General features: G+C 70.4%; 23 protein-coding genes. 18 read left to right on the top strand and 5 right to left on the bottom strand.

Features of this window, described 5'->3' with window-relative positions; genetic code table 11:
- On the bottom strand, positions 1-876 hold the full coding sequence (locus tag ASD30_RS24420) for a helix-turn-helix transcriptional regulator (RefSeq protein ID WP_056688504.1): 876 nt from the start codon (positions 874-876) through the stop codon (positions 1-3).
- 133 nt (positions 877-1,009) lie between these two features.
- Here ASD30_RS24420 and ASD30_RS24415 point away from each other — a divergent pair, with 133 nt between their 5' ends.
- The 3 genes from ASD30_RS24415 to ASD30_RS24405 all read left to right on the top strand — a co-directional run bounded on the left by ASD30_RS24415 (position 1,010) and on the right by ASD30_RS24405 (position 3,868).
- Positions 1,010-2,218, top strand: coding sequence for an MFS transporter (locus tag ASD30_RS24415; protein WP_200951246.1), 1,209 nt, complete (start codon positions 1,010-1,012; stop codon positions 2,216-2,218).
- A 65-nt stretch (positions 2,219-2,283) separates the two neighbouring features.
- On the top strand, positions 2,284-3,324 hold the full coding sequence (locus ASD30_RS24410; RefSeq protein WP_056688501.1) for an NAD(P)-dependent alcohol dehydrogenase: 1,041 nt from the start codon (positions 2,284-2,286) through the stop codon (positions 3,322-3,324).
- 181 nt (positions 3,325-3,505) lie between these two features.
- Positions 3,506-3,868: a cyclophilin-like fold protein gene (locus ASD30_RS24405; RefSeq protein ID WP_200951245.1), complete on the top strand. Its 363-nt coding sequence runs from the start codon at positions 3,506-3,508 to the stop codon at positions 3,866-3,868.
- A gap of 11 nt (positions 3,869-3,879) precedes the next feature.
- On the opposite strand, the gene ASD30_RS24400 is transcribed toward ASD30_RS24405, so the two are convergent.
- Complete coding sequence (locus ASD30_RS24400; protein WP_200951244.1) at positions 3,880-4,791, bottom strand: acyl-CoA thioesterase; 912 nt, start codon at positions 4,789-4,791, stop codon at positions 3,880-3,882.
- A 163-nt stretch (positions 4,792-4,954) separates the two neighbouring features.
- On the opposite strand from ASD30_RS24400, the gene ASD30_RS24395 reads away from it, so the two are divergent.
- The 11 genes from ASD30_RS24395 (at position 4,955) to ASD30_RS24345 (ending at position 16,154) form a co-directional block, all read left to right on the top strand.
- The gene (locus ASD30_RS24395) at positions 4,955-5,878 is read left to right on the top strand and encodes a CoA transferase subunit A (protein WP_200951243.1); all 924 of its coding nucleotides are present in this window, start codon (positions 4,955-4,957) and stop codon (positions 5,876-5,878) included.
- Positions 5,875-6,654: a CoA-transferase subunit beta gene (locus tag ASD30_RS24390; RefSeq protein WP_056688492.1), complete on the top strand. Its 780-nt coding sequence runs from the start codon at positions 5,875-5,877 to the stop codon at positions 6,652-6,654. The genes ASD30_RS24395 and ASD30_RS24390 overlap by 4 nt, the downstream gene beginning before the upstream one ends.
- A complete protein-coding gene (locus ASD30_RS24385) occupies positions 6,651-8,027 on the top strand; it encodes an MFS transporter (protein WP_056688489.1) in 1,377 nt (458 codons plus the stop codon). The genes ASD30_RS24390 and ASD30_RS24385 overlap by 4 nt, the downstream gene beginning before the upstream one ends.
- Positions 8,014-9,312, top strand: a complete 1,299-nt coding sequence (locus tag ASD30_RS24380) for a CoA transferase (protein WP_082564153.1) — start codon at positions 8,014-8,016, stop codon at positions 9,310-9,312. Before ASD30_RS24385 ends, ASD30_RS24380 begins: the two co-directional genes overlap by 14 nt.
- Before the next feature lies 1 nt (position 9,313).
- On the top strand, positions 9,314-10,150 hold the full coding sequence (locus ASD30_RS24375; RefSeq protein ID WP_056688485.1) for an HpcH/HpaI aldolase/citrate lyase family protein: 837 nt from the start codon (positions 9,314-9,316) through the stop codon (positions 10,148-10,150).
- A complete protein-coding gene (locus ASD30_RS24370) occupies positions 10,147-11,316 on the top strand; it encodes an acyl-CoA dehydrogenase family protein (RefSeq protein ID WP_056688482.1) in 1,170 nt (389 codons plus the stop codon). Before ASD30_RS24375 ends, ASD30_RS24370 begins: the two co-directional genes overlap by 4 nt.
- Entirely contained in the window at positions 11,316-12,056 is a 741-nt protein-coding gene (fabG, locus tag ASD30_RS24365; protein ID WP_056688480.1) for a 3-oxoacyl-ACP reductase FabG, read from the top strand. The genes ASD30_RS24370 and fabG overlap by 1 nt, the downstream gene beginning before the upstream one ends.
- Positions 12,057-12,058: 2 nt before the next feature.
- Complete coding sequence (locus ASD30_RS24360; protein WP_082564176.1) at positions 12,059-12,964, top strand: FAS1-like dehydratase domain-containing protein; 906 nt, start codon at positions 12,059-12,061, stop codon at positions 12,962-12,964.
- Between the two features lie 11 nt (positions 12,965-12,975).
- Positions 12,976-14,193: an acetyl-CoA C-acetyltransferase gene (locus tag ASD30_RS24355; protein WP_056688475.1), complete on the top strand. Its 1,218-nt coding sequence runs from the start codon at positions 12,976-12,978 to the stop codon at positions 14,191-14,193.
- Positions 14,193-14,651: a MaoC family dehydratase gene (locus ASD30_RS24350; protein ID WP_056688472.1), complete on the top strand. Its 459-nt coding sequence runs from the start codon at positions 14,193-14,195 to the stop codon at positions 14,649-14,651. Before ASD30_RS24355 ends, ASD30_RS24350 begins: the two co-directional genes overlap by 1 nt.
- A gap of 159 nt (positions 14,652-14,810) precedes the next feature.
- Positions 14,811-16,154: an MFS transporter gene (locus tag ASD30_RS24345; protein WP_056688469.1), complete on the top strand. Its 1,344-nt coding sequence runs from the start codon at positions 14,811-14,813 to the stop codon at positions 16,152-16,154.
- 219 nt (positions 16,155-16,373) lie between these two features.
- Here ASD30_RS24345 and ASD30_RS24340 read toward each other — a convergent pair whose 3' ends face one another.
- Positions 16,374-17,141 (bottom strand): IclR family transcriptional regulator, encoded by a 768-nt coding sequence (locus ASD30_RS24340; RefSeq protein ID WP_056688466.1) that lies wholly within the window; start codon positions 17,139-17,141, stop codon positions 16,374-16,376.
- Positions 17,142-17,254: 113 nt separating this feature from the next.
- On the opposite strand from ASD30_RS24340, the gene ASD30_RS24335 reads away from it, so the two are divergent.
- The 4 genes from ASD30_RS24335 to ASD30_RS24320 are packed head-to-tail and all read left to right on the top strand — an operon-like array spanning position 17,255 to position 20,452.
- The gene (locus ASD30_RS24335) at positions 17,255-18,109 is read left to right on the top strand and encodes a 2-keto-4-pentenoate hydratase (RefSeq protein ID WP_056688463.1); all 855 of its coding nucleotides are present in this window, start codon (positions 17,255-17,257) and stop codon (positions 18,107-18,109) included.
- Positions 18,106-19,053: an acetaldehyde dehydrogenase (acetylating) gene (locus ASD30_RS24330; protein WP_056688460.1), complete on the top strand. Its 948-nt coding sequence runs from the start codon at positions 18,106-18,108 to the stop codon at positions 19,051-19,053. Before ASD30_RS24335 ends, ASD30_RS24330 begins: the two co-directional genes overlap by 4 nt.
- Positions 19,050-20,069 (top strand): 4-hydroxy-2-oxovalerate aldolase, encoded by a 1,020-nt coding sequence (dmpG, locus tag ASD30_RS24325; RefSeq protein WP_056688457.1) that lies wholly within the window; start codon positions 19,050-19,052, stop codon positions 20,067-20,069. The genes ASD30_RS24330 and dmpG overlap by 4 nt, the downstream gene beginning before the upstream one ends.
- Positions 20,070-20,116: 47 nt before the next feature.
- On the top strand, positions 20,117-20,452 hold the full coding sequence (locus tag ASD30_RS24320) for a hypothetical protein (RefSeq protein WP_156388539.1): 336 nt from the start codon (positions 20,117-20,119) through the stop codon (positions 20,450-20,452).
- Positions 20,453-20,493: 41 nt separating this feature from the next.
- Here ASD30_RS24320 and ASD30_RS24315 read toward each other — a convergent pair whose 3' ends face one another.
- Both ASD30_RS24315 and ASD30_RS24310 read right to left on the bottom strand, forming a co-directional pair.
- Complete coding sequence (locus ASD30_RS24315; RefSeq protein ID WP_156388538.1) at positions 20,494-22,485, bottom strand: hypothetical protein; 1,992 nt, start codon at positions 22,483-22,485, stop codon at positions 20,494-20,496.
- Positions 22,461-22,949: a hypothetical protein gene (locus ASD30_RS24310; protein ID WP_056688447.1), complete on the bottom strand. Its 489-nt coding sequence runs from the start codon at positions 22,947-22,949 to the stop codon at positions 22,461-22,463. Before ASD30_RS24310 ends, ASD30_RS24315 begins: the two co-directional genes overlap by 25 nt.
- Between the last annotated feature and the right edge of the window lie 45 nt (positions 22,950-22,994).

Below are 22,994 nucleotides of genomic sequence, written 5' to 3'. Positions count from 1 at the left end.
TCAGCTGTTCCGTGTCGGCACTGCTGGCGCGGTCCACGAGGCGAGCAGTGCGAGTGCCTCTGCGGTTCGCGAGGCCGGTTCGGCGGCGTACAAGGTGAGCGTGAGGCCGGGTTCGGAGACCATGTCGACGCTCTCGTAGGCCAGATCGAGATCTCCGACGACCGTGTGGTGGAACTGCTTGGTTCCGGAACCGTGCAGACGTACGTCGTGGCTGCTCCATCGTCGCCGGAAGTCGTCGCTGCAGGTGGAGAGTTCGCCGACCAGGTCGTGCATGTGCTTGTCATGGGGATCCCGACCTGCCTCGGTGCGCAGGATCGAGACGCACGTGTCAGCGGCCGTGTCCCAGTCGGGATAGAACCGTCGGGAGTCCTCGTCGAGGAACGTGTAGCGGGCAAAGTTGGGGACCTCGGTCCCGGCCCGTTCGTAGAGCGAGGCGTGCATCGCGCGGCCGAGTTCGTTGGATGCGAGCAGATCCATCCGCCCGTTGCGGACGATCGCCGGACCGTTCGCGAAGGCGTCCAACACCCACTGGAGCGTGGGCGGTGCCGTCCAGGCACGCTTGGCACGCCGACGGGGGCGCAGGATCGCGCTGGTGCCGTCGGCAGCCTGCGCGAGGTGGAAGAGGTGAGCGCGCTCGGCCTCCTCAAGCTTCAGTGCCCGCGAGATCGCGTCGAGCACCGAGGCGCTGACGCCGGCCAGGGCGCCGCGTTCGAGCTTGGAGTAGTACTCGATGCTGACCCCCGCCAGGGCAGCCACTTCGCCGCGGCGCAAGCCGGGGACTCGCCGCTGACCCACGTCGGGCATGCCCACGTCGCGAGGTGTCAGCTTTGCTCGCCTGCTGGTGAGGAACTCACGCACCTCGGCTCGGTTGTCCATGCCGCCAACGGTACGGCGGCTGCCGGCCTCGTGGGGTGCCCTGTCGGTACACCTTCCGACCGTGACTTCCTCGGCGTCCGCCGATCAGGTGACATGGATGCAACAGACCCGCTGACCCGAGAGGAACCGCTCCGTGACTTGCCAGACCACCACGTCCGACCGCATGGCGGAGGCGTCCACCGACGACGGGGACCGGCTTCCCCTGGCGGCCCTGTTGGTGATGGCACTGATGGGATTCCTGCTCATCGCGACCGAGACCATGCCTGCGGGCCTGTTGCCGCAGATCGCTGTGGGGCTGAGCGTCAGTGAGGGAGTCGCGGGGCAGTTCGTGAGCGCCTTTGCCCTGGGCACGGTGATCGCAGCGATCCCCGCGGTTGCGTTGACCCGGGGGATGCGCCGCAAGCCGGTCTTCATCGTGGGCATCCTCGGGATCCTTGCCGCCAACGTCGTGACTGCGCTCTCCAGTGAGATCGCCCTCTCCCTCGCCGCACGGTTCGTGGGTGGGGCGTTCGCCGGCCTGGTCTGGGGGATGACCGCCGGGTACGCACGGCGCATCACCGCACCCCGGTACACCGGCAGGGCACTGGCGATCGCCTCGATCGGAGTGCCGCTGGGCCTGGCCGTCGGAACACCCTTCGGTTCGTGGCTCGGCGCGACATCCGACTGGCGCTGGTCCTTCGGAACCCTGGCGGTCCTGACGCTGATCACCGCGGTTCTGGCCGCACTCCTGATCCCCGACGCACCCGGCCAGGCCGCAACCACGCAGATCGCGCTGGTCCGCGTGCTGCACCTTCCCGGTGTCGCGGTGATCCTCGCCGTGATCGTGGCGTGGATGCTCGCGCACAACATCGTCTACACCTACATCTCGGCCTATCTCAGCTCGGGTGGACTCGACCTCTCCGTGGACGTCGCGCTGGTCACCTTCGGCGTCGCGGCCCTGCTCGGCATCGGCGTCACCGGCGCCGTCATCGATCACACGTTGCGGCCCTTGGTCCTGACCAGCATCGCTCTGTTCATCGCCGCCGGCGCACTCTTCATCGTCGGCCACCACTCCGTCGTCGCAGTCCTGATGGCGATCGTCCTGTGGGGGCTGGCCTTCGGTGGCGCGGCAGCCCAACTGCAGACGGCCATCAGCATCGCCAGTGGCGACAACGCCGATGTCGCGAACTCCATGCTCGGCGTCGCCTTCAACCTGGCCATCTTCGCCGCCGGCGTGGTCGGCGCCGTCGTCATCGGCAACTTCGACGGCATCGCCCTCCCGATCGTCATGGTCGTGCTCGCCCTGACTGCCCTGACGCTGGCGTTCCTCGGACGCCGTACGGCGTTCCCCATGAGGCCGTGAGTCACCGGCCATGCCCAATTCCCACTCCACTCCACAGACCCCTTGAACACCGAACAGGAGAACCCATGGTGACCGTCAACGCCTATGCCGCTCGATCCGCCACTGGCGGCCTCGTGCCCACCACCATCGAGCGCCGAGACCTCGGCCCGTACGACGTGCTGATCGAGGTGAAGTACGCCGGCATCTGCCACTCCGACATCCACACGGTCCGCGGAGACTGGGGTCCCCAGCCCTACCCGCTGGTGCCGGGCCATGAGATCGCCGGCATCGTCACCGAGGTCGGCTCGGCCGTCACCGCGCACGCTGTCGGCGACCGAGTGGGAGTGGGTTGCATGGTGAACTCCTGCGGCGACTGCGCCAACTGTCGAGCCGGGGAGGAGCAGTACTGCCTGGCCGGGAACACCGGCACCTACGGCATCGTCGACCGTGACGGGACCATCACCCAGGGCGGCTACTCCACGCACGTGGTGGTGACGGAGAAGTTCGTTCTCCGCATCCCCGACGGCCTTGACCTGGACGTCGCAGCCCCGCTGCTGTGCGCGGGCATCACCACCTACTCCCCGCTGCGCCACTGGGGCGCCGGACCCGGCAAGAAGGTCGCGATCGTGGGGCTCGGAGGCCTCGGCCACATGGGCGTCCAGCTCGCCCACGCCATGGGCGCCGAGGTCACCGTCCTGTCCCAGTCGCTGAAGAAGCAGGAGGACGGCCTCCGCCTGGGAGCCGACCATTACCACGCCACCAGCGACGAGGACACGTTCACCGACCTGGCCGGCAGCTTCGACCTGATCGTCAACACCGTCAGCGCCTCCATCGACATCAACGCCTACCTGCAACTCCTTGCCCTCGACGGTGCCCTCGTCAACGTCGGAGCGCCCGCACAACCGCTCCCTGTGCAGGCGTTCTCCTTGATCATGGGCCGCCGTTCCTTCGCCGGTTCCATGATCGGCGGCATCCGCGAGACCCAGGAGATGCTCGACTTCTGCGCCGAGCACGGCCTCGGCGCAGAGATCGAGGTCATCCCCGCCAGCGAGATCAACGACGCCTACCAGCGAGTCCTCGACTCCGACGTTCGCTACCGCTTCGTCATCGATGCGGCAACGTTCTGAGATGGCCGTCGTTCGGCGAGGGCTGTTCACGGCTGCACTGTTGGTGGCCCTCGGTGTCGTCACTGGATGCAGGTCATCGGACGGCGATGCATCGTCCGGTGCGACGCCTTCCTCGGTCTCCGTGACCTCTTCAACAGGCCCGAGGCCCGACCTCAGCACAGGCGCTCGAGACGCCGCGGTCGTGGGGACGGTCATCCGCTTCACCTCGGAAGACACCTCGGTCGATGTCACCATCAGCGAGGACAACCCCACCGTCCGCGATCTTCTCTCGAGGCTCCCTCTCGCCCTGACGCTCGAGGAGTTCGAGGGGAAGGAGAAGGTCGGCCGCCTGTCCCCGGAGCTCGACACCGAGGGCTCGCCCGGCTCCGACCCGGGGAACGGCGACCTCATCTGCTTTGCCCCGTGGGGGAGCCTGGGCTTCTTCTACAACGCTGATTGCGTCGGATACTCCGACCAGACCATCCCCCTGGGCACCTTCGATGCTTCGGTCGAACAGTTGGCCCGACTCGAACGCGCCGAGGTCACCGTCGAGGTCGTCGACTGATTCCGGCCCCTCTACTGCGTCGGTGTTGAGACGGTCTTGACCAGGCCCAGCTGGGTGGCGGTGAGCACGTGCCGGCCCCGGTCGTCGAAGAGCTCCCCGACGCCGTACGCGCGGCCATGGGCGACCGCGCCGACCCGGGAGTCGAACTGGTGCCAGGTCGACAGGTCGGGCTCGCGGTGGAAGGTCAGCCCGTGGGTCAGGCTGAGGATGCGTGACCCGGGCGCGTGCCGGGCGGCGCCGAGTGCACGGAAGGCCGGCTCCAGCAGGCTCATGTCAGTGACGTACGCCGCCACGCCGGCACGCAGCACCGGGTCCTCGGGCAGTGGGTCGGTGCTGCGGACGTGCGCCGTCTGGCGGTCGGTCGTCGGCTCCGGTGCGACGTACGGCGGGGGCTCGACGTGCCGGAAGTGCACCGGACGGCGGATCCGCCACCACGAGGGGATGCGCGGGTCGTCGGGGTAGCGCTCGGCCAGCTCGGCCAGGGCCTCGGGGCCGGGCACGTCGGCCGGCGCCACCGACGAGAAGGACGGCAGGTCCTCGCGGGTGGTCGCCCAGCGGGTGGTGGCGGTGAACAGCTCGGCGCCGTCGTCGGCGACCAGCGTGCTGCGTCGTGTGCTGAGCGAGTTGGCGTCGGTGACGAGGTCTACCCGCCAGGTCATCGGCCGGTCGGTGGGCGCGCCCTCGAGGAAGTCGGCCTGCAGGCTGATCGCCCGCTGGGTGGTCGGCGCCGTGCGTCCGGCAGCCACCAGGGCCTGGGCCAGCAGCAGGCCTCCGAACATGCGGTCCTCGGGGTGCGCCTGGGGCTGGCCCCGCCAGGTGACCGTGCGGTCGGTCGACCCGAGCCGCTCGAGATCGAGCAGCCCGAGAAGGTCCTGCAGGGTCACGGCAGGTGCGGTGACGGGGTCGGTGAGGGTGTCGTCCACGGCATCCATGATGCAGCGGTTTGGAACCGTCTGCGATATCTGTCTCACGTTTTTCATGTCGGATCAGGTATCAATGGGCCACCCAAGAAGTATTGGAGTTCTGCACCGTTCCGGCGGCATCGTTGGCACTCGACACCCATCACTGAGCCTCGAGGAGCCCGCGTTGACTGCGACGATCGCGACCAAGGTGACCGGCGAGGTGACCGACAAGGTGACCGACCTGCCGGCCGCGATCGCGGCGCACGTCCGCGACGGCATGACCATCGCCCTCGAGGGGTTCGGTCACCTGATCCCGTTCGCCGCCGCGCACGAGATCATCCGCCAGGGCCGCCGTGACCTCACCGTCTGCCGCATGACGCCCGACATCATGTACGACCAGCTCGTCGCCGCAGGCTGCGTGAGCAAGCTGGTTGCCTCGTTCTTCGCCAGCGGCTCCGCGGGCTCGCTGCACGAGGTGCGCCGACGCATCGAGCGCGCCGACCCGGAGCCGCTCGAGGTCGAGGAGTACAGCCACTACGGCATGCTCTGCCGCTACGAGGCCGGCGCGGCCAACCTGCCGTTCTTCCCCCTCCGGTCGTACGCCGGCAGCGACCTCCCGAAGTTGAACCCCAACATCCGCAAGGTCGCCGACCCGTTCGGCGGACCCGACATCTACGTGGTCCCGCCGCTGCGTCCGGACGTGACCATCGTGCACGCCCAGCGGGCCGACCGGCTCGGCAACGTGCAGATGTGGGGCATCACCGGCGCCCAGCAGGAAGCTGCGTACGCCGCCACGCGGGTGATCGTCACCGTCGAGGAGATCGTCGAGGACGAGGTGGTCCGCGCCGACCCGAACCGCACGCTGCTCCCCGCACATGCCGTGGACGCCGTGGTCGCGGTGCCCGGCGGTGCGCACCCGTCGTACACGCACGACCACTACGTGCGCGACAACGACTTCTACCGCGACTGGGAGCCGATCAGCCGCGACCGCGCACGGCTGCTGGCCTGGCTCGACGAGTGGGTGCACGACCTCCCGGATCGCCAGACCTACTTGGCGAAACTCGGCGCCTCACGCTGGTCCGAGCTCGAGACGGGGGAGCGGGCATGACCTACTCAGACGTCGCACCCGGCAGCACCGAGTTCCTGGCCACCGTCGCCGCCCGCCAGCTGGTCGGCCTGCGCCGCGTCTTCGCCGGTGTCGGCCTGCCCACACTGGCGGTCGACCTGGCCCTGCGCACGGTCAACCCGAACGTCGAGCTGGTCTACGAGTCCGGTGTCTGCGGTGCCCACCCCGACGGCCTGGCCGAGGGCATCGCCGACTCGGTGCTGGTCACGGGTGCGGAGGCAGTGCTCAGCATGCACGCGCTCTTCGGCTACGTGCTCCAGGGCGGCCACGTCGACGTCGGCTTCCTCGGTGCCGCCCAGGTCGACCGCTTCGGCAGCCTCAACACCACCTTCATCGGTGACTGGGAGAAGCCCACCGTGCGCCTGCCCGGAGCCGGCGGCGCCGCCGAGATCGTGCCCAACGCCGGCGAGTGCATCGTCGTGCTCCGCCGCCACGACCCGGGCGCCCTGCCCGCGAAGGTCGACTTCTGCACCTCGCCGAGCCCCGTGCGGGCCCGCGAGGAGGACCCGCGCATGGTGCCTCCGGGCCACGGCGTCTCGACCGTGATCACGCCGCTGGCCGTGCTGCGCCGTCCCGACAAGTTCGGCGAGCTGCAGGTCAGCGAGGTGCACCCGGGCGTCACCGTCGACGAGGTCCGCGCCGCCACCGGGTGGGACATCGTCGTCGCGGACGACGTGCGCGAGACCGAGCGCCCCACCGTCGAGGACGTGCGCCTGCTCCGCGAGGAGATCGACACGGTGCGGCTCTACCTGCGATGAGCGCACACCGCCGGGACTCCTCACGTCGCCACGCCTACGCGGCGTTGCTGGCGTGCTCGACCCTCGGCACCCTGTCCAGCACCATCATCAGCGCGCCGATCAACGTGATCGCGGAAGCGGTCGACGCCAGCGCCAGCGGCATCGTGTTCGCGGTCAGCGCCTTCACCCTGGCCATGGTGCTGTGTTCCCCGGTCGCCGGGTGGATGTGCCAGCGCTTCGGTTCCCGGCTCGTGCTCGGCGCCTCGCTGGTGCTGATGGTCATCGCCGGGGCGGGCGCCGCGGCGGCCCAGGACCTCTGGTACCTCGTGCTGATGCGGGCCCTTCAAGGTGTCGCGTGCTCGGCCATCCCGTCGTCGGTCCAGCAGGTCCTCGGTCGGCACTGGCCGGAGAACCGGGCCCGCGTGATGGCCGCGTGGGCCTCCGCGATCGGGGTCGGCCAGGCGATCGGCCCGCCGCTGGGTGGACTGATCGCCGACACCCTGGGCTGGCGCTGGGTCTTCCTCACCCACGCCTCGCTCAGCCTGGTCCTGCTCGTGCTCGTGGTGACCCTGGTGCCCTCGGTCCCGGCCGTGCCGACCCCGTTGCACGTCTCCGGGATGATGACGCTGGTCGCCGGAGTCGGCGCCCTGGTCGGTGCCTTCGCCTGGGCCGGCCAGCACCGCAGTGCCGTCGTCGGCATCGCGTTGGTGATCGTCGGTGCGCTGGCCCTCCTGTTGCACGTGCTGATCGCGCGCCGCAGCGAGAGGGCATTCGTCGACCCGGACCACCTCGCCGACCCGCGCTTCCTGGCCGGCACCGCGGCGGCCGGCACCGTCATGTGTGCGCTCGGCGTCGCGATCACCGCCACGCCGCTCCACCTCGGACGCGACGTGGGGCTGGGGCCCGGCCACATCGGCCTGATGATGCTGTCGCTGGCCGTCCCGCTGACCCTGTTCGCGCCGGTGACGTCGCGCCTCTCGGAGCGCTTCACCGCGGTCCGCACCATGCGCGTCGGACTCGTCGTGCTGGCCGCAGCACTGTTCTCCCTCGGCCTCGCGTTCGCCCTCGACCACGACTCCCTGCCGCTCGCCGTCGCGCTCCTCGCAGTCACCGGCTGCGCCATCGGCGCCGTGCAGGCCACGTCCGCGCACGTGCTGATGACGTCGTCGGCAGCCGACCACGGCACCGCCCTGGGCGTCTCCAACATGCTCCGCTTCGCCGGTCTCGCGGTCGGCTACTCCTGGGTGGCCGCCACGTGGGCGCCCGACCGCCTCCTCCTCGTGTACGGCGCACCGGTCGCGGTGATCGCCGCCACCTGGCTGCTCGCAGGCGCCGCCCGATCGGACCGCGTCCCGTCCCGCCCCGAAAGGACCCTTCTCGATGACGTCCACTGAACCCCGCCCGGACCCGGCACCCGCGGGTGCCTCGGCCGGCCAAGCCACCGGCCCGCTCGCCGGCCCGCTCGCCGGCCTGCGGATCGTCGAGGTCTCCAGCTTCGTCGCCACGCCGCTGTGCGGACTCACCCTCGCCCAGCTCGGTGCCGAGGTGATCCGGGTCGAGCCGATCGGCGGCGGACCTGACCGCACCCGCTGGCCACTCACCGACGACGGCACCAGCCTCTACTGGAACGGGCTGAACCCAGGCAAGCAGGCCATCGAGGTCGACCTCGGCACGGCCGAGGGGCGCCTCCTCATCGCGGACCTGGTCGCCGAGGCCGGAATCCTGGTCACCAACACCGAGCGCTGGCCCGAGCTCACCCACACCGCGTTGAGCGAGCGCCGACCCGACGTGGTCACCGTGCTGCTCACCGGCAAGCACGACGGCGGCACCGCGGTCGACTACACCGTGCAGGCCGGCACCGGCTTCCCGCTGGTCACCGGCCCGGCCGACCAGGCCGCCCCGGTCAACCACCTGCTCCCCGCATGGGACCTCGCCGCCGGCCTCTACCTCGCCGTCGGGCTGCTCGCAGCCGAGCGCCGCCGCGCCGCCACCGGCCGGGGTAGCGAGGTGCGGGTCGCCCTCGAGGACGTCGCCCTCGCCGCCGCCGGGCACCTCGGCTACCTCGCCGATGCGATGCTGAAACCGTCCTCGGAGCGCACCGCTGACGGCAACTACGTCTACGGCACGTTCGGTCGCGACTTCGTCACCAGCGACGGCGCCCGCTTCATGCTGGTCGCGCTCACCCCGCGCCAGTGGTCGGACCTGCGGTCGATGACCGGGCTCGGCGACGTCATCGACACCCTGGCCGGGGCACTCGCAGCCGACTTCGACGACGAGGGTGACCGCTACCGCCACCGCGGCGTGCTGGCCGGCCTGGTCGCCGAGTGGTTCGAGCGGCACACCGAGGAGGAGGTGACCGCCGCCCTGGGAGAGACCCGCATCCTCTGGTCGCCGTACCGCACCTTCGGCGACCTGGTCGCCGACGACGCGGCCGTGCTCCGCAGCCACCCGCTCTTCGGCACCGTCGACCAGCCCGGCGTCGGCCGCCTGCTCGCCCCCGGCTCACCCGTGTACGTCGACCGCGCCAGCGCGCCACCTCGTCCTGCCCCGGCGGTCGGTCAACACACCCGCGACGTGCTGGGCGACGTGCTCGGCCTCGATGCCGCTGCCGTGGCGGACCTGCTCGCCCGCGGAGTCGTCCGCACGACCGGCCACGCCCCGAAGACCGAGGTGGCCTGACATGGACGCACGCACCCTGCTCTTCGTCCCGGGCGACCGGCCCGACCGCTTCGACAAGGCGGCCGCAGCCGGTGCGGACCTCGTGGTCCTCGACCTCGAGGACGCCGTGGCACCCGACGCCAAGGACCGCGCCCGCGACGACGTCGTCAGTTGGCTGCGCACCACCACGACGGCCGCCGCTGTGCGGGTCAACGCCCACGGCACCCCGTGGCACGACGCCGACCTGGCCGCGCTCTCCGAGCTCCTGGCGAGCGGCGTGGCATGCACCGTCATGCTGCCCAAGGCCCAGGACCCCGCAGCCGTCGCCGCCACGGTCGCCTCGCTGGGTGACGGCGCGCGGGTCGTCGCGCTTCTCGAGACGGCCCGCGGCGTCCTCCGCGCGGAGCCGATCGCCGCCGTCCCGGGCGTGGTCCGGCTCGCCCTCGGCACCTACGACCTGGCCACCGAGCTCGGCGTCGATCCCGAGGACGTCGCCGCGATGGCGTCCGCCCGTGGCGCCCTGGTCCTGGCGTCTGCCGCCGCGGGCCTCGCCGGACCGGTCGACGGGGTGACCGGTGACGTGCGCGACGCCGACCGACTCGTTGCCGACGTACGCCGGGCCGCCGCCCTGGGCTTCGCCGGCAAGCTCTGCATCCACCCGGCCCAGGTCGCCCCGACCGCGGCCACCTTCGCGCCCGACGCCACCGAAGTGGCGTGGGCACAGCGGGTCGTCACCGCGGCCGAGGCCGCCGGGGACGGCGTACTCCTCGTCGACGGCCGCATGGTCGACCTGCCCGTGGTCGACCGGGCCCGACGCATCCTCACCAGCAGCACCACCGAAACCGGAGGCACCCCATGAGCACGCTGACACCCGACGAGAAGGACATGGTCCGACTGGTCGCCGACTTCGTCGACGAGCGGGTGCGGCCGAACGTGCGCGAGTACGAGTCGACCGACACCTACCCCGAGGAGTTCATCGAGGAGATGAAGAAGCTCGGCTTCTTCGGGCTCCTCGTCCCCGCCGAGCACGGCGGCGTCGACGTCAGCACGGCCTGCTTCGCCCGGGTCACCGAAGAGCTGGCCCGTGGCTGGATGAGCCTGGCCGGCGCGATCGGCGGCCACTCGGTGATCTCCTACCTGATCCGCACGTTCGGCACCGACGCGCAGAAGGCGACGTACCTCCCGGCGATGGCCGACGGCTCGATCCGGGCGACGATGGCGCTCACCGAGCCGTCCGGCGGCAGCGACCTCCAGGCGATGCGCACGTACGCCGTCCGCGACGGCGACCACTACGTCATCCGCGGCTCCAAGACCTGGATCTCCAACGCCCAGCACGCCGGCCTGATCGGGCTGCTCTGCGTCACCGACCGCGACGCCGAGCCCGCCCACCGCGGCATGAGCGTGCTGCTGGTCGAGCCCGGCGACGGCATGACCGTCAGCGAGAAGATCCCCAAGCTCGGCTACCGCGGCGTCGAGGCCTGCGAGCTGGTCTTCGATTCGATGCGGGTCCCGGCCGACGCCGTGCTCGGTGGCGAGCCCGACCTCGGGTGGGGCCACATGATGCGCGGCCTCGAGGTGGGCCGGATCCAGGTCGCCGCCCGTGCGGTCGGCGTGGCCCAGGCCGCACTCGGTGACGCCGTCTCCTACGCGCAGCAGCGCGAGTCGTTCGGCAAGCCGATCTGGAAGCACCAGTCGGTCGGCAACCTCATCGCCGACATGGCCACCAAGGTCCGCGCCGCCCGGCTGATGACGGTCGACGCGGCCGAGCGCCTCGACGAGGGCAAGCGCGCCGACATGGAGGCCGGGATGGCCAAGCTGTTCGCCTCCGAGGCGGCCATGGAGGTCGCCCTCGACGCGATCCGCGTGCACGGCGGCTACGGCTACTCGCGTGAGTACGACGTCGAGCGCTACTTCCGTGACGCCCCGCTGATGATCGTCGGCGAGGGCACCAACGAGATCCAACGCAACGTCATCGCGGCCCAAGTGGTGGCCCGAGACGCACACTCCCAGAAGGGGAACTCCTGATGAACCTGCTCGAGAACAAGACCGCCGTCATCACCGGTGGCGCCCAGGGCATCGGCCTGGCCATCGCCGAGGCCTACGTCGCGCAGGGTGCGCGGGTCGTGCTGGCCGACCTCGACGGTGCCGCCGCCGAGCTCGCCGCCAAGGGCCTGGGTGGACCCGACGTCGCCGTCGGCATCGCCTGCGACGTGGTGAAGGCCGACGACGTCGAGGCCGCGCTCGACCTGGCGCAGTCGACGTACGGCTCGCTCGACATCGTGGTCAACAACGCCGGCATCACCCGCGACGCCACGATGCGCACGATGACCGAGGAGCACTTCGACCAGGTCATCTCCGTGCACCTCAAGGGCTGCTGGAACGGCACCCGCCTGGCCGCCGCCCGGATGCGTGAGGTGAAGTCCGGTGCGATCGTGAACATCTCGTCGCTCTCGGGCAAGGTCGGCATGATCGGCCAGACCAACTACTCCGCCGCCAAGGCAGGCATTGTCGGCATGACCAAGGCGGCCGCCAAGGAGATGGCGCACCACGGCGTGCGGATCAACGCGATCCAGCCCGGCCTGATCCGCTCGGCGATGACCGAGGCCATGCCGCAGAAGGCATGGGACGGCAAGATGGCCGAGATCCCGATGGCCCGCGCCGGCGAGCCGGCCGAGGTCGCGTCGGTCGCCGTCTTCTACGCCTCGGACCTGTCGTCGTACATGACCGGCACGGTCGCCGAGGTGACCGGCGGACGGTTCATGTGACCGTGTCCACCACCGATCAGCAAGGCACCGGCTGGTCGCCGCACGAGGTGACCAGCGAGGAGTACGTCGACCCCGGCCGGGTCGCGGCGCTCGCAGCACTTCTCGACTCGGGGGCACCGGTCCCGGCCGAGGGTGACGACCTGCCGCCCCTGTGGCACTGGGTCGCACTGCCGGCCTGGCCGCTCTCCTCCCAGCTCGGGGTCGACGGCCATCCCCACCGTGGTGGCCTGCTGCCGCCGTTGCCCCAGCCCCGGCGGATGTTCGCCGGCGGATCGCTGGAGCTGCACGCCCCGCTGCGCGTGGGGGAGCGGGTACGCCGCGAGTCGATCGTCGAGTCCGTCGACGAGAAGAGCGGCCGCAGCGGCGACTTCGTCGTGGTCCGGGTCCGTCACGTGCTGCGCGGGCCGGCGGACGACGTACGCATCGAGGAACGGCAGGACCTGGTGTTCCGCGACGGCCCGTCGGTCGTCGACAGCGGTGCCGACCCGCAACCGGCATCCGAGCTGGAGCCAACCGGCCCACCGCTGCGAGCGACCGATGACGGTTGGGACGTGGTCACCGACCCGACCCTGCTGATGCGGTTCAGCGCGGCCACCGCCAACCCGCACCGCATCCACTACGACTGGCCGTACGCGACCCGGGTCGAGGGCTACCCCGGCCTGGTCGTGCACGGACCGTTGTCCACGCTGTTGCTGGCCGAGGCCCTGCGCCTCGGCGACTCGGCCGCCCCGCGCCGGTTGCGGCACCGCAACCTGGCACCGCTCTTCTGCGCGCAACCCGCCCGCATCTCGCTGACCGCCGGCACCGACTCCGACACCGGCTCGGGCACCGACTCGACCGAGGTCGCCCTGTGCGACCTCGACGACCGGGTCCTGGTCACCCTCACCGCCGACACCGATCTCCCCTGAAAGGCACCACCATGAACAGCTCCCGCGACGTCGTCATCTGCGAACCCGTCCGCACCCCCATCGGCCGCTACGGCGGGGTCTTCAAGGACCTCAGCCCGGTCGACCTCGGCGTGACCGCCCTCCAGGGCCTCCTCGCCCGCACCGGGGTGGACCCCGACCGCATCGACGACGTGATCCTCGGCCACTGCTACCCCAACGCCGAGGCGCCCGCGATCGGCCGGGTCGTCGGTCTCGACGCCGGCCTGCCGGTCAGCGTCGGCGGCCAGCAGGTCGACCGGCGCTGCGGGTCCGGCCTGCAGGCCGTGATCAATGCCGCGATGCAGGTGGCCAGCGGGGCCAGCGACGTCGTCGTCGCCGGTGGTGCCGAGTCGATGAGCAACGTGGCCTTCTACTCCCTCGACATGCGCTGGGGCGGAGCCCGCAACGGTGTCCAGATCCACGACGGCCTGACCCGCGGGCGGCAGACCCCCGGAGGCCGCTTCCACCCGGTTCCCGGAGGCATGCTCGAGACGGCGGAGAACCTGCGCCGGGAGTACGCCATCAGTCGCGAGGAGCAGGACCGTCTGGCGGTCAGCTCGCACGAACGCGCCGTGGCCGCCCAGCAGTCCGGCATCCTCGCCGAGGAGATCGTCCCCGTGACCGTTCCCTCCCGCAAGGGCGACGTGGTCGTCGAGACCGACGAGCACCCGCGCGCCGACACCACCCTCGAGTCGCTGGCCCGCCTGAAGCCGATCCTGCGTGACGACCCCGAGTCCACGGTCACCGCCGGCAACGCCAGCGGCCAGAACGACGCCGCAGCCATGTGCCTGGTCACCACCGCCGACATTGCCGAGGACCTCGGCCTGATTCCGCTGGTCCGGCTGGTCAGCTGGTCGGTGGCCGGGGTGCGTCCCGACGTCATGGGCATCGGCCCGGTGCCCGCCACCGCTGCGGCGCTGGCGCGGGCCGACCTCACGATCGCCGACATGGACGTCATCGAGCTCAACGAGGCCTTCGCCGCGCAGGCGCTCGCCGTCATGCGCGAGTGGAAGTTCACCGACGAGGACCACGAGCGCACCAACGTGCACGGCTCCGGCATCTCGCTCGGCCACCCCGTCGGTGCCACGGGAGTCCGCATGCTCGGCACCCTGGCCCGTGAGCTGCACCGGCGCCGGGCCCGCTACGGCCTCGAGACCATGTGCATCGGTGGCGGCCAGGGCCTGGCCGCCGTCTTCGAGCGGATCGCCTGATGGCGCCCCGCGTGCTGGCCTCGATGGACGAGGTGCAGCAGGTCGTCGACGAGCCCCTCGGCACCACGGAGTGGGTCGAGATCGACCAGGAGTCCGTCGACCGTTTCGCCGATCTCACCGGCGACCACCAGTGGATCCACGTCGATCCCGAACGCGCCGCCTCGTCGGCGTACGGCGGCACCATTGCGCACGGCTACCTCACGCTGGCGAAGCTGCCGGCCTTCGCCGCGACCCTCTACCGGCTCGAGGCAGGGGCCTCACGGCTCAACTACGGCGTCAACAAGGTGCGCTTCCCGGCACCCGTCCCGGTGGGGTCCAGGATCCGTGCCACGCCCACCATCGTCGGCGTCCGTGAGGTGCCCGCGGGCGACCAGGTGACCGTGCGGTGGGTGGTCGAGTGCGACCGCGCCACGAAGCCGGTCTGCGTCGCCGAGACGCTGACCCTCGTCGTCCGGTGAAGTGACCGACGAGTAGGGCGCACACGTCCGTATTCATACCTCAAACGGCACAAATGGTGTGCGGATTTGGTGTTGGACGTGCATCACGAAACCCACCTAACGTGAATGCGGTCACAGGCCGGCCAGCCACGAATTAGCACCATCCCCAAGGAGCCCCCCATGTCGAGCACCACCAGGTTCAACCCCGATGAGAGGATGGCGAGGAAGGCCGGCATCGCCGCCTTCGTCGGCACCACCATCGAGTGGTACGACTTCTACATCTACGGCACGGCCTCGGCCCTCGTGTTCGGTCCGCTGTTCTTCAGCGGCTCCGACCCCGCCGTGGCCACCCTGCTCTCGTTCGCGACCTTCGCGGTCGGCTTCCTCACCCGCCCGATCGGCGGTGTGGTGTTCGGCCACCTCGGCGACAAGATCGGCCGCAAGCGCGCCCTGATCCTCACCCTGATGCTGATGGGTGTCACGACGTTCGGCGTCGGCCTCCTCCCGACGTACGCCACCATCGGTGCACTCGCGCCGATCGGGCTGATCGTGCTCCGGCTCGTTCAGGGCCTCGCCGTCGGCGGCGAGTGGGGCGGTGCGGTGCTGATCGCGACCGAGCACACCAAGAAGGACCGCGGCTACCTCTTCGGTGCCTTCGCCCAGCAGGGCTCGCCGGCCGGCCGCATCCTGGCCACCCTCGCCTTCCTCGCGGTCACCAGCCTGCTGCCCGAGCAGGCGCTGCTCGACTGGGCCTGGCGCGTACCGTTCCTTTTCTCCGCCGTGCTCGTGGTCGTGGGCCTGGTGATCCGGCTCCGGCTCGAGGAGTCGCCGGAGATGGAGAAGCTGAAGAAGAACGACGCGACCGCCAAGGTCCCGGTCGTCGAGCTGTTCCGCCACAACGGCCGCGAGGTCACGCTCGGTGTCTTCTCGATCCTCTGCGTGTTCGTGGTGGTCTACGCCCGTGACACGTTCGCTCTCTCGTGGGCCACCAAGGAGCTCGACTTCTCCCGCGACTCGTTCCTGTCGATCATCCTGGTCGCCAGCGTGCTGCAGTTCTTCGTGCAGCCCTTCGGTGCCCTGCTCACCACCAGGTACGACGTCCGCAAGATCGTCACGGTCCTGCTCGGCATCGAGATCCCGGCGCTGGCGCTGATGTTCATCCTGATGGCGACCGGCAACTACTGGCTGGCCATGCTCGGCGCCGTGGTCGCCACGATCCCGGACGTGATGTTCTACTCCGTGATGGCCGGCATGCTCGCCCAGGCCTTCCCGACCAAGGTGCGCTACACCGGCATCTCGGTGGCCTACGGCCTGTCCGGCGCACTGTGCGGCATGACCCCGCTGATCCTCCAGTGGCTGCTGGACTCCTCCGGCACCGTCGTGCTGCCGGTCGCGTTCGGCGTGATCACCACGTTCATCTCGCTGGTGGCCTCGCGTGCCCTGCTCAAGCGCACGTTCGGCAAGGACGCCGACGCCCCTACGGAGCCCGCCCTCGACCAACGTGAGGCGACGCCGGTCTCCTGACCCGGTGTGCAGCGCCCGTCGCCCGAGGAACCCTCGGCGGCGGGCGCTCCGCATTTGGTCCTGCGTCTCGAGGATCCGTTCACCTGAGCATGCAGTTCGCCGTACGACGTCCTGTGCCCGCGCTCAATCAGCGGACCAGCGGTGTGAACTGCAGGTTCAAGTGAACGCCGATGGCAGCGCCGCCCCCGAAGCAACGGAGCGCCGGCCCCGAAGCGACGATCAGCGGTCGGTCATCACCCGGCGCCGGGCGATGGTGGCGGCGATGCCGGCCGCCGCGGCGCGTACGGCGTTGGCGTGTGACTCCGGGTGGAAGCGGGTCACCGGGCCGGTGACGCTGACCGCGGCGAGCGGGCGTTCGTCGGCGTCGAGCACCGGCGCGGCGACGCACACGATGCCGACCGCCGACTCCTCGTGCTCGTAGGACACCCCGCGCTCGACGATGGCGTCGAGCTGTCGCCTGAGCAGGCCGGGTGCGACCACGGTGCGCGGCGTACGTCGTTCCAGCGGGCCGGCCAGCACCTCGCGGCGCAGCTCGGGATCGGCCCACGCGAGCAGCGCCTTGCCGATGGCGGTGCAGTGCACCGGCATCCGGCCGCCCGTGCGCGAGGGCGCCGCGGCCTGGCGGTGGCCGCCGATCTTGGCGACGTACACGACCTCGTGGCCCTCACGGATGCCCAGGTGCACGGTCTCGTGGGTGCGTTCGTAGAGGTCCTGGAGGAACGGCATCGCCACCTCGAGCAGGCTGCGCTCCACCGAGGCCCGCATGCCCAGCTCGAACAGTCCGCCGCTGAGCCGGTAGCCGCCCTCGACCCGGTCGAGCAGGCGGGTCGCGACCAGCTCACCGACCTGGCGGTGCACGGTCGCCTTGTGCAGGCCGGTGCGCCGCACGAGCTCGGCGAGCGGCAACGCCTTGTCCTCGGCGCGGAAGGCGCGCAGGATCGTCACCGCCTTGCCCAGGACGGTGTCCAGGTCAACGTCCTCGGCCATCGGAACCTCCGCGGAAGAGCGTATCGCTGAGCGGGACGCTTCCCTCGCGCGGTGGTGAATCGACGCGAGAGTGTGGGTCACACGTTCCCGCCCCCACGCACCTAAGGTCGCTGATGAGCACCAGCCCGCACCCCGCCGCCGCCGCGGCGCCGACGACCGACGTCTCACCGGAGGCGATCGCCGAGGCTGCCGACCGCCTGGTCGCCGCCCACTTCGGCGGAGAGGCCTGTACGCCGGTCCGCGACCTCATCGGACGCGACGACGTGGCCGCCGCCTACCAGATCCAGGAGCGGCTCAACGCCGCCAAGGTGGAGCGCGGCGTGCGCGTCGTCGGTCGCAAGATCGGCGCCACCTCCGAGGCGGTGCAGACCCAGCTCGGTGTCGACCAGCCCGACTTCGGCGTGCTCTTCGACGACATGGGCTTCGGTGACGGCGAGGTCATCCCGTCGGATCGACTCATCCAGCCCAAGGCTGAGGCCGAGGTCGCGTTCGTGCTGAAGGCCGACCTGGCCGAGGGCCCGCTCGACGACGCCCAGATCCGCGGCGCGATCGACTACGCCGTCGCCGCGCTCGAGATCGTCGACAGCCGGATCCGCGACTGGGACATCTCCTTCGCCGACACCGTGGCCGACAACGCCTCGTCCGGCCTCTACGTGCTCGGCACCGAGCACCTCACGCTCGACGAGGTCGAGCCGGTCGACGTCACCATGACGATGTCGATCAACGGCGAGGAGGTCTCGACCGGCAACGGGGCCGCCTGCCTGGGTGACCCGCTCAAGGCCGTGGCGTGGCTGGCCCACCAGGCCCGCACGTTCGGTGAGCCGCTGCGCGCCGGCCAGGTGATCCTCTCCGGCGCACTCGGCCCGATGCGCCCGCTCGCACCCGGTGACCACGTCACCGCCACCATCACCGGACTGGGCACGGTCTCCACCCGGTTCGGCACCACGACGCAGGAGGACAACGCATGAGCACGAAGGTCGCCATCATCGGCTCCGGAAACATCGGCACCGACCTGATGATCAAGGTGATGCGCCACTCGCAGCACCTCGAGATGGGCGCCATGGTCGGCATCGACCCCGAGTCCGACGGTCTGGCCCGCGCCGCACGCTTCAAGGTGCCCACCACCGCCGAGGGTGTCGAGGGCCTGATCGCGATGGACGGCTTCGACGACATCGAGATCGTCTTCGACGCGACCTCCGCCAAGGCGCACATCGCCAACAACGCCCGCCTGGCGCCGTACGGCAAGCGGCTGATCGACCTCACGCCCGCGGCGATCGGCCCGTTCGTCGTGCCCGCGGTCAACATCGACGAGCACATCGACGCGCAGAACGTGAACATGGTGACCTGCGGTGGCCAGGCGACGATCCCGATCGTCGCCGCCGTGTCGCGGGTGGTGCCGGTGCAGTACGCCGAGATCGTCGCCTCGATCTCGTCGAAGTCGGCCGGCCCCGGCACGCGCGCGAACATCGACGAGTTCACCGAGACCACGTCGAACGCGATCGTCTCGGTCGGCGGGGCGAAGCGGGGCAAGGCGATCATCATCCTCAACCCGGCCGAGCCGCCGTTGATCATGCGCGACACCGTGTTCTGCCTGGTCGACGCCGCTGACGAGTCCGTGCACGACGAGATCCGCGCGTCGGTCGAGAAGATGGTCGGCGACGTGTCGGCGTACGTGCCCGGCTACCGGCTCAAGCAGCAGGTGCAGATCACCGAGATCGCCGCCGACTCCCCGGTCGAGACGCTCCTCGCGGAGGGCTCCACGACCCGACCCACGCACCAGGTGACCGTGCTCCTCGAGGTCGAGGGCGCGGCCCACTACCTCCCGGCGTACGCCGGCAACCTCGACATCATGACCTCCGCCGGCCTCCAGGTCGCCGAGCGGATCGCGGCCCAGAAGGAGACCAGCCGATGAGCACCGAGCTCTTCATCCAGGACGTCACGCTGCGCGACGGCATGCACGCCGTGCGCCACCGCATCAAGCCCGACGACGTACGCCGCATCGTGTCGGCGCTCGACGCCGCCGGCGTGGACGCCATCGAGGTGGCCCACGGCGACGGGCTGGCCGGTGGGTCGGTCAACTACGGTCCCGGCTCGAACACCGACTGGGAGTGGATCGAGGCCGCGGCCGACGCGATCGACAAGGCCCGGTTGACCACCCTGCTGCTCCCGGGCGTCGGCACCATCGAGGAGCTCAAGCACGCCTACAGCCTCGGGGTCCGCTCCGTGCGCGTCGCCACCCACTGCACCGAGGCCGACGTCTCGGCCCAGCACATCGCGACCGCCCGCGAGATCGGCATGGACGTCTCGGGCTTCCTGATGATGAGCCACATGGCGCCCCCGGAGGAGCTGGCCCGCCAGGCGAAGCTGATGGAGTCGTACGGCGCGCACTGCGTCTACATCACCGACTCCGGCGGCCGCCTGACCATGCCCGACGTCGAGGCGCGGGCCAAGGCCTACCGCGACATCCTCGAGCCGGAGACCGAGATCGGCATCCACGCGCACGAGAACCTCTCGCTGTCGGTGGCCAACTCCGTCGTCGCTGTCGAGAACGGCATCTACCGGGTCGACGCCTCCCTGGCCGGTCACGGCGCCGGGGCGGGCAACTGCCCGATCGAGGCGTTCATCGCGGTCGCCGACATCTACGGCTGGGACCACCGCTGCGACGTGTTCGCGCTCCAGGACGCCGCGGACGACATCGTGCGGCCGCTCCAGGACCGCCCGGTGCGGGTCGACCGCGCCACGCTGACGCTCGGGTATGCCGGGGTCTACTCCAGCTTCCTGCGCCACGCCGAGACCGCCGCCGAGCGCTACGGCCTCGACGTCCGCACGATCCTGGTCGAGTGCGGTCGCCGTGGTCTGGTCGGTGGCCAGGAGGACATGATCATGGACATCGCGCTCAACCTGGTCTCCGAGCGCGAGGCCTCCTAGGTCGATTCCGGGGACCGCTGTCCCCACGTCGACCTAGCATCTGCCGCATGGCAGGAGGCGCGCGCAGGTTCGGTGATCACGGCACGATGGCCGAGCGCGTGGCCGCCACCCGCCGCAACTCGATGGGCGAGGAGGGCGCTCCGGCGCCCGTCCTTCGAGACGCCTCGTTCCTCGCCTCCTCAGGAACCGTCTCGAAACGACCAGACCTGCGGCACTGCTGGTACGCCGGCCCGCACGGCCGCCAGGCCGCCCTGCTCATCGGCTGGCGGCGAGTGAGCCCGACGGCCGGTTGGGAGGGCCACATCGCCGTGGCTGCGCCTGACTCCGACGGTTGGTCGATCGTCACGCTGTGGGTCGGCGCCGGCATGCTCGAGGCGGCATGAGACGGGGTGGTGTCGCCGCACCCGACGGGTGATCCTTGCCCTCAACCCTTGGCCTTGCCGGCCGCTGGAACGACGTCCGGCCTGCGACCGACGTCCCGGTGTCGACCGGCTTGAGGGAGGCAGAGCGCGACCCGTTCGACCTGTTCCGGTGCGATCCAGTAGTCGGAGTGGACCTGCAGCCGGCGGGCCGCGTCGGGGTCGGCGATCTCGAGGTTGTCCGTGGTCGCGTCCACTGGTTGAGGCTGGGGCAGTGGCAGGGGAGTCGCGATCGGATCCGTGGCCCGCCAGAAGTTGAGCCACGGCGTCGTCGCCCAGATCGAGGTGTAGAACGAGCCGGGGAAGTAGGCAGGGAAGACTTCGCGATAGAGCGACTCGAGCGGGCAGCCGCAGGTGACCAGGGTCAGGGCGGGGCCGGTGTCGTGGAATTCCTCCTCCGTGCGGATCCGGTGCACGGCCCATGCGCAGAGAACGGATCCCTGACTGTGTCCGATCAGCACCGTGGGGCGACGGCCCGCTGTACGAACTTCGTCGATGATGCCGTCGACGACCTGGTTCCGGTAGGAAGCGCCCGCAAACGGGTGGCTGGCGACCGGCCAGAAGCCCAGCACGTCGGCGACCATGCCGACGACCTTGCGGACCTTCTGGAGGCTGCGCCCCGCCACCACCATGAAGATCGCCAGCACCGAGAGTGCTTGCACCGTGAAGATGGCGCGGTCCCATGTGGCATTCGAACCGTCCAGTATCCAGTTCACGACCATTGCCATGGAGACTCCCCAGAGGAACGTCGACAGCAGGATCGTCGGACCGAGCGTCGATTCGAGACTCAGGACCAGACGGCGGTGCCACCGTGCGGCGGCAAGGCGCTTGGCGAGCGTCGAACCTCGCTTGCCGAACCGCGGACGTCCTGCGCCTCGGGGAGTCCAGTTGGCCACCACGAAGGCCAGGGCGAAGGCAAGCAGGGCCAGCAGTCCGACCAGGGGAAGCATGTCGACCAGGGCGTCGTCCCGCCCGACGTACAACCTGTTCCGGGGCGGCAGCAGCGCACGGCTCCCGAATCCTGCGGTCTCGCCCGGTTCCGCGAACAACGGCACGTGATGGTTCGACAGGTAGAGCACGAGGTTGTCCGCGAAGAGCCGCAGCGCCGACGCCACAGACACCATCAGGAGCACCGAGCCCACCAGCGCCACGTCGACGACGTACTCCGGCGTGGCCGGCCGTCCGGTTCCGGCCGCGATGAGCCCGCGGATCGCGAAGACCGCACCCGTCAGCACGACGACCACGATGCAGAAGAGGCTCACGCTGACCACCGGGTCGACGTACGGCACGAGCTGGCCGTTGGCGACCAGGGCCTTGAACTCACCGGGTGGTTGGTCCCCAGGCGCCTGCACGAAGGTCGCGCTCGGGCCCCACGTGGTGAGGAAGTCGGGCATCTTCGACCACGTCACCTGCCAGTGGGCCGGCCGGGTGAACGCGGTGACGGCCGCGGCACTGCCGACCAGCAGCACGTTGAGCCACAGCACCAAGGGCTTGGTGTGTGAAGCCGTACGTCGTTGCCGGCCCAGCATGCCCGCGATGAGCGCCAACCCGATCGCCCCCGCGAGCCAGCGCCCGGCGTCCGGTGAGGACGTCCAGGTGACCAACGTCCGCCTCGCGATCGTCTCCGCGAGGGCCAGTGCCCACACGAACGTCAGCAGGCTGAGCAGCAGGCCGGTGAGCACGACCGCGAACCTGGTGCGTCGTTCGGCCGTCGGGCCAAGGCCGTCGGGCGGTGTCATGTAGCCCGCCGCATTGACCAAGGTGAATGGGAGTGCGACGTACCAGAGGAAGCCGGCAACGCCACGCGATGCGCGGGACCAGTTGACCAGCAGGAGGTCGTGCTGAGGCACAGTTGGCGGGAGCGCCGCCTCGGGTCCTTCCGGTGGCCGCTCGAGCAAGGTGGGGCTGCCCAACTGGGACCAGTCGTCGTGGTCGCCGATGCCGTGCACGCGGATCTCGAGTGGATCGCCGGCTACTGGGAGTACATGTCGTTGCATGCGTCCTGGGCCTCGTTTCCCTGTTCGCTGAACGCGTCGAGGACGATCTCGGCCATCTGCTGCTCGCCCTCGTCGAAGAACGAGATGCCGAAGCTGACGGCCCGTTCCACCAGGAAGCTGGCGACTTCGTCGAGGCTCGTGGGCACCCTGTCGAACACCAGAGCGCACGTCGTCTCCCATGCGAGGCCCTCCAAGGCGTCCTGCACCTCGGTGTTGCTGCTCAGCTGGTCGACGCTGGACCGGAGGCGGGCGCCCAACGTCGGCTGGATCGCTGTCGGCACCTGCAGGAGGATGTCGTCCGCGCGCCTGGTCCCGAGCACGATGGCGTCATCTCCCTCGGAGCGGACCAGCCCGCCGCCGCCCTTCGAGGCGCCCTTGGCCACGTCGTCCACGCAGCTGCCCGCCGAGAGGAGCAGAACCGCGCACAAGCCGGCGAGCGCGCTGACCGTTTTGTCCGCCCTCATGGCTTCACTCTGGACCCGGCAGGAGTGAGGGGTAATCGCCATTTC

This window comes from Nocardioides sp. Root140 (assembly GCF_001426745.1).
In the GTDB taxonomy this organism is placed as follows: domain Bacteria; phylum Actinomycetota; class Actinomycetes; order Propionibacteriales; family Nocardioidaceae; genus Nocardioides.
Note: the sequence above shows the minus strand (reverse complement) of the source record. Positions and strands in the feature narration are given on the sequence as shown.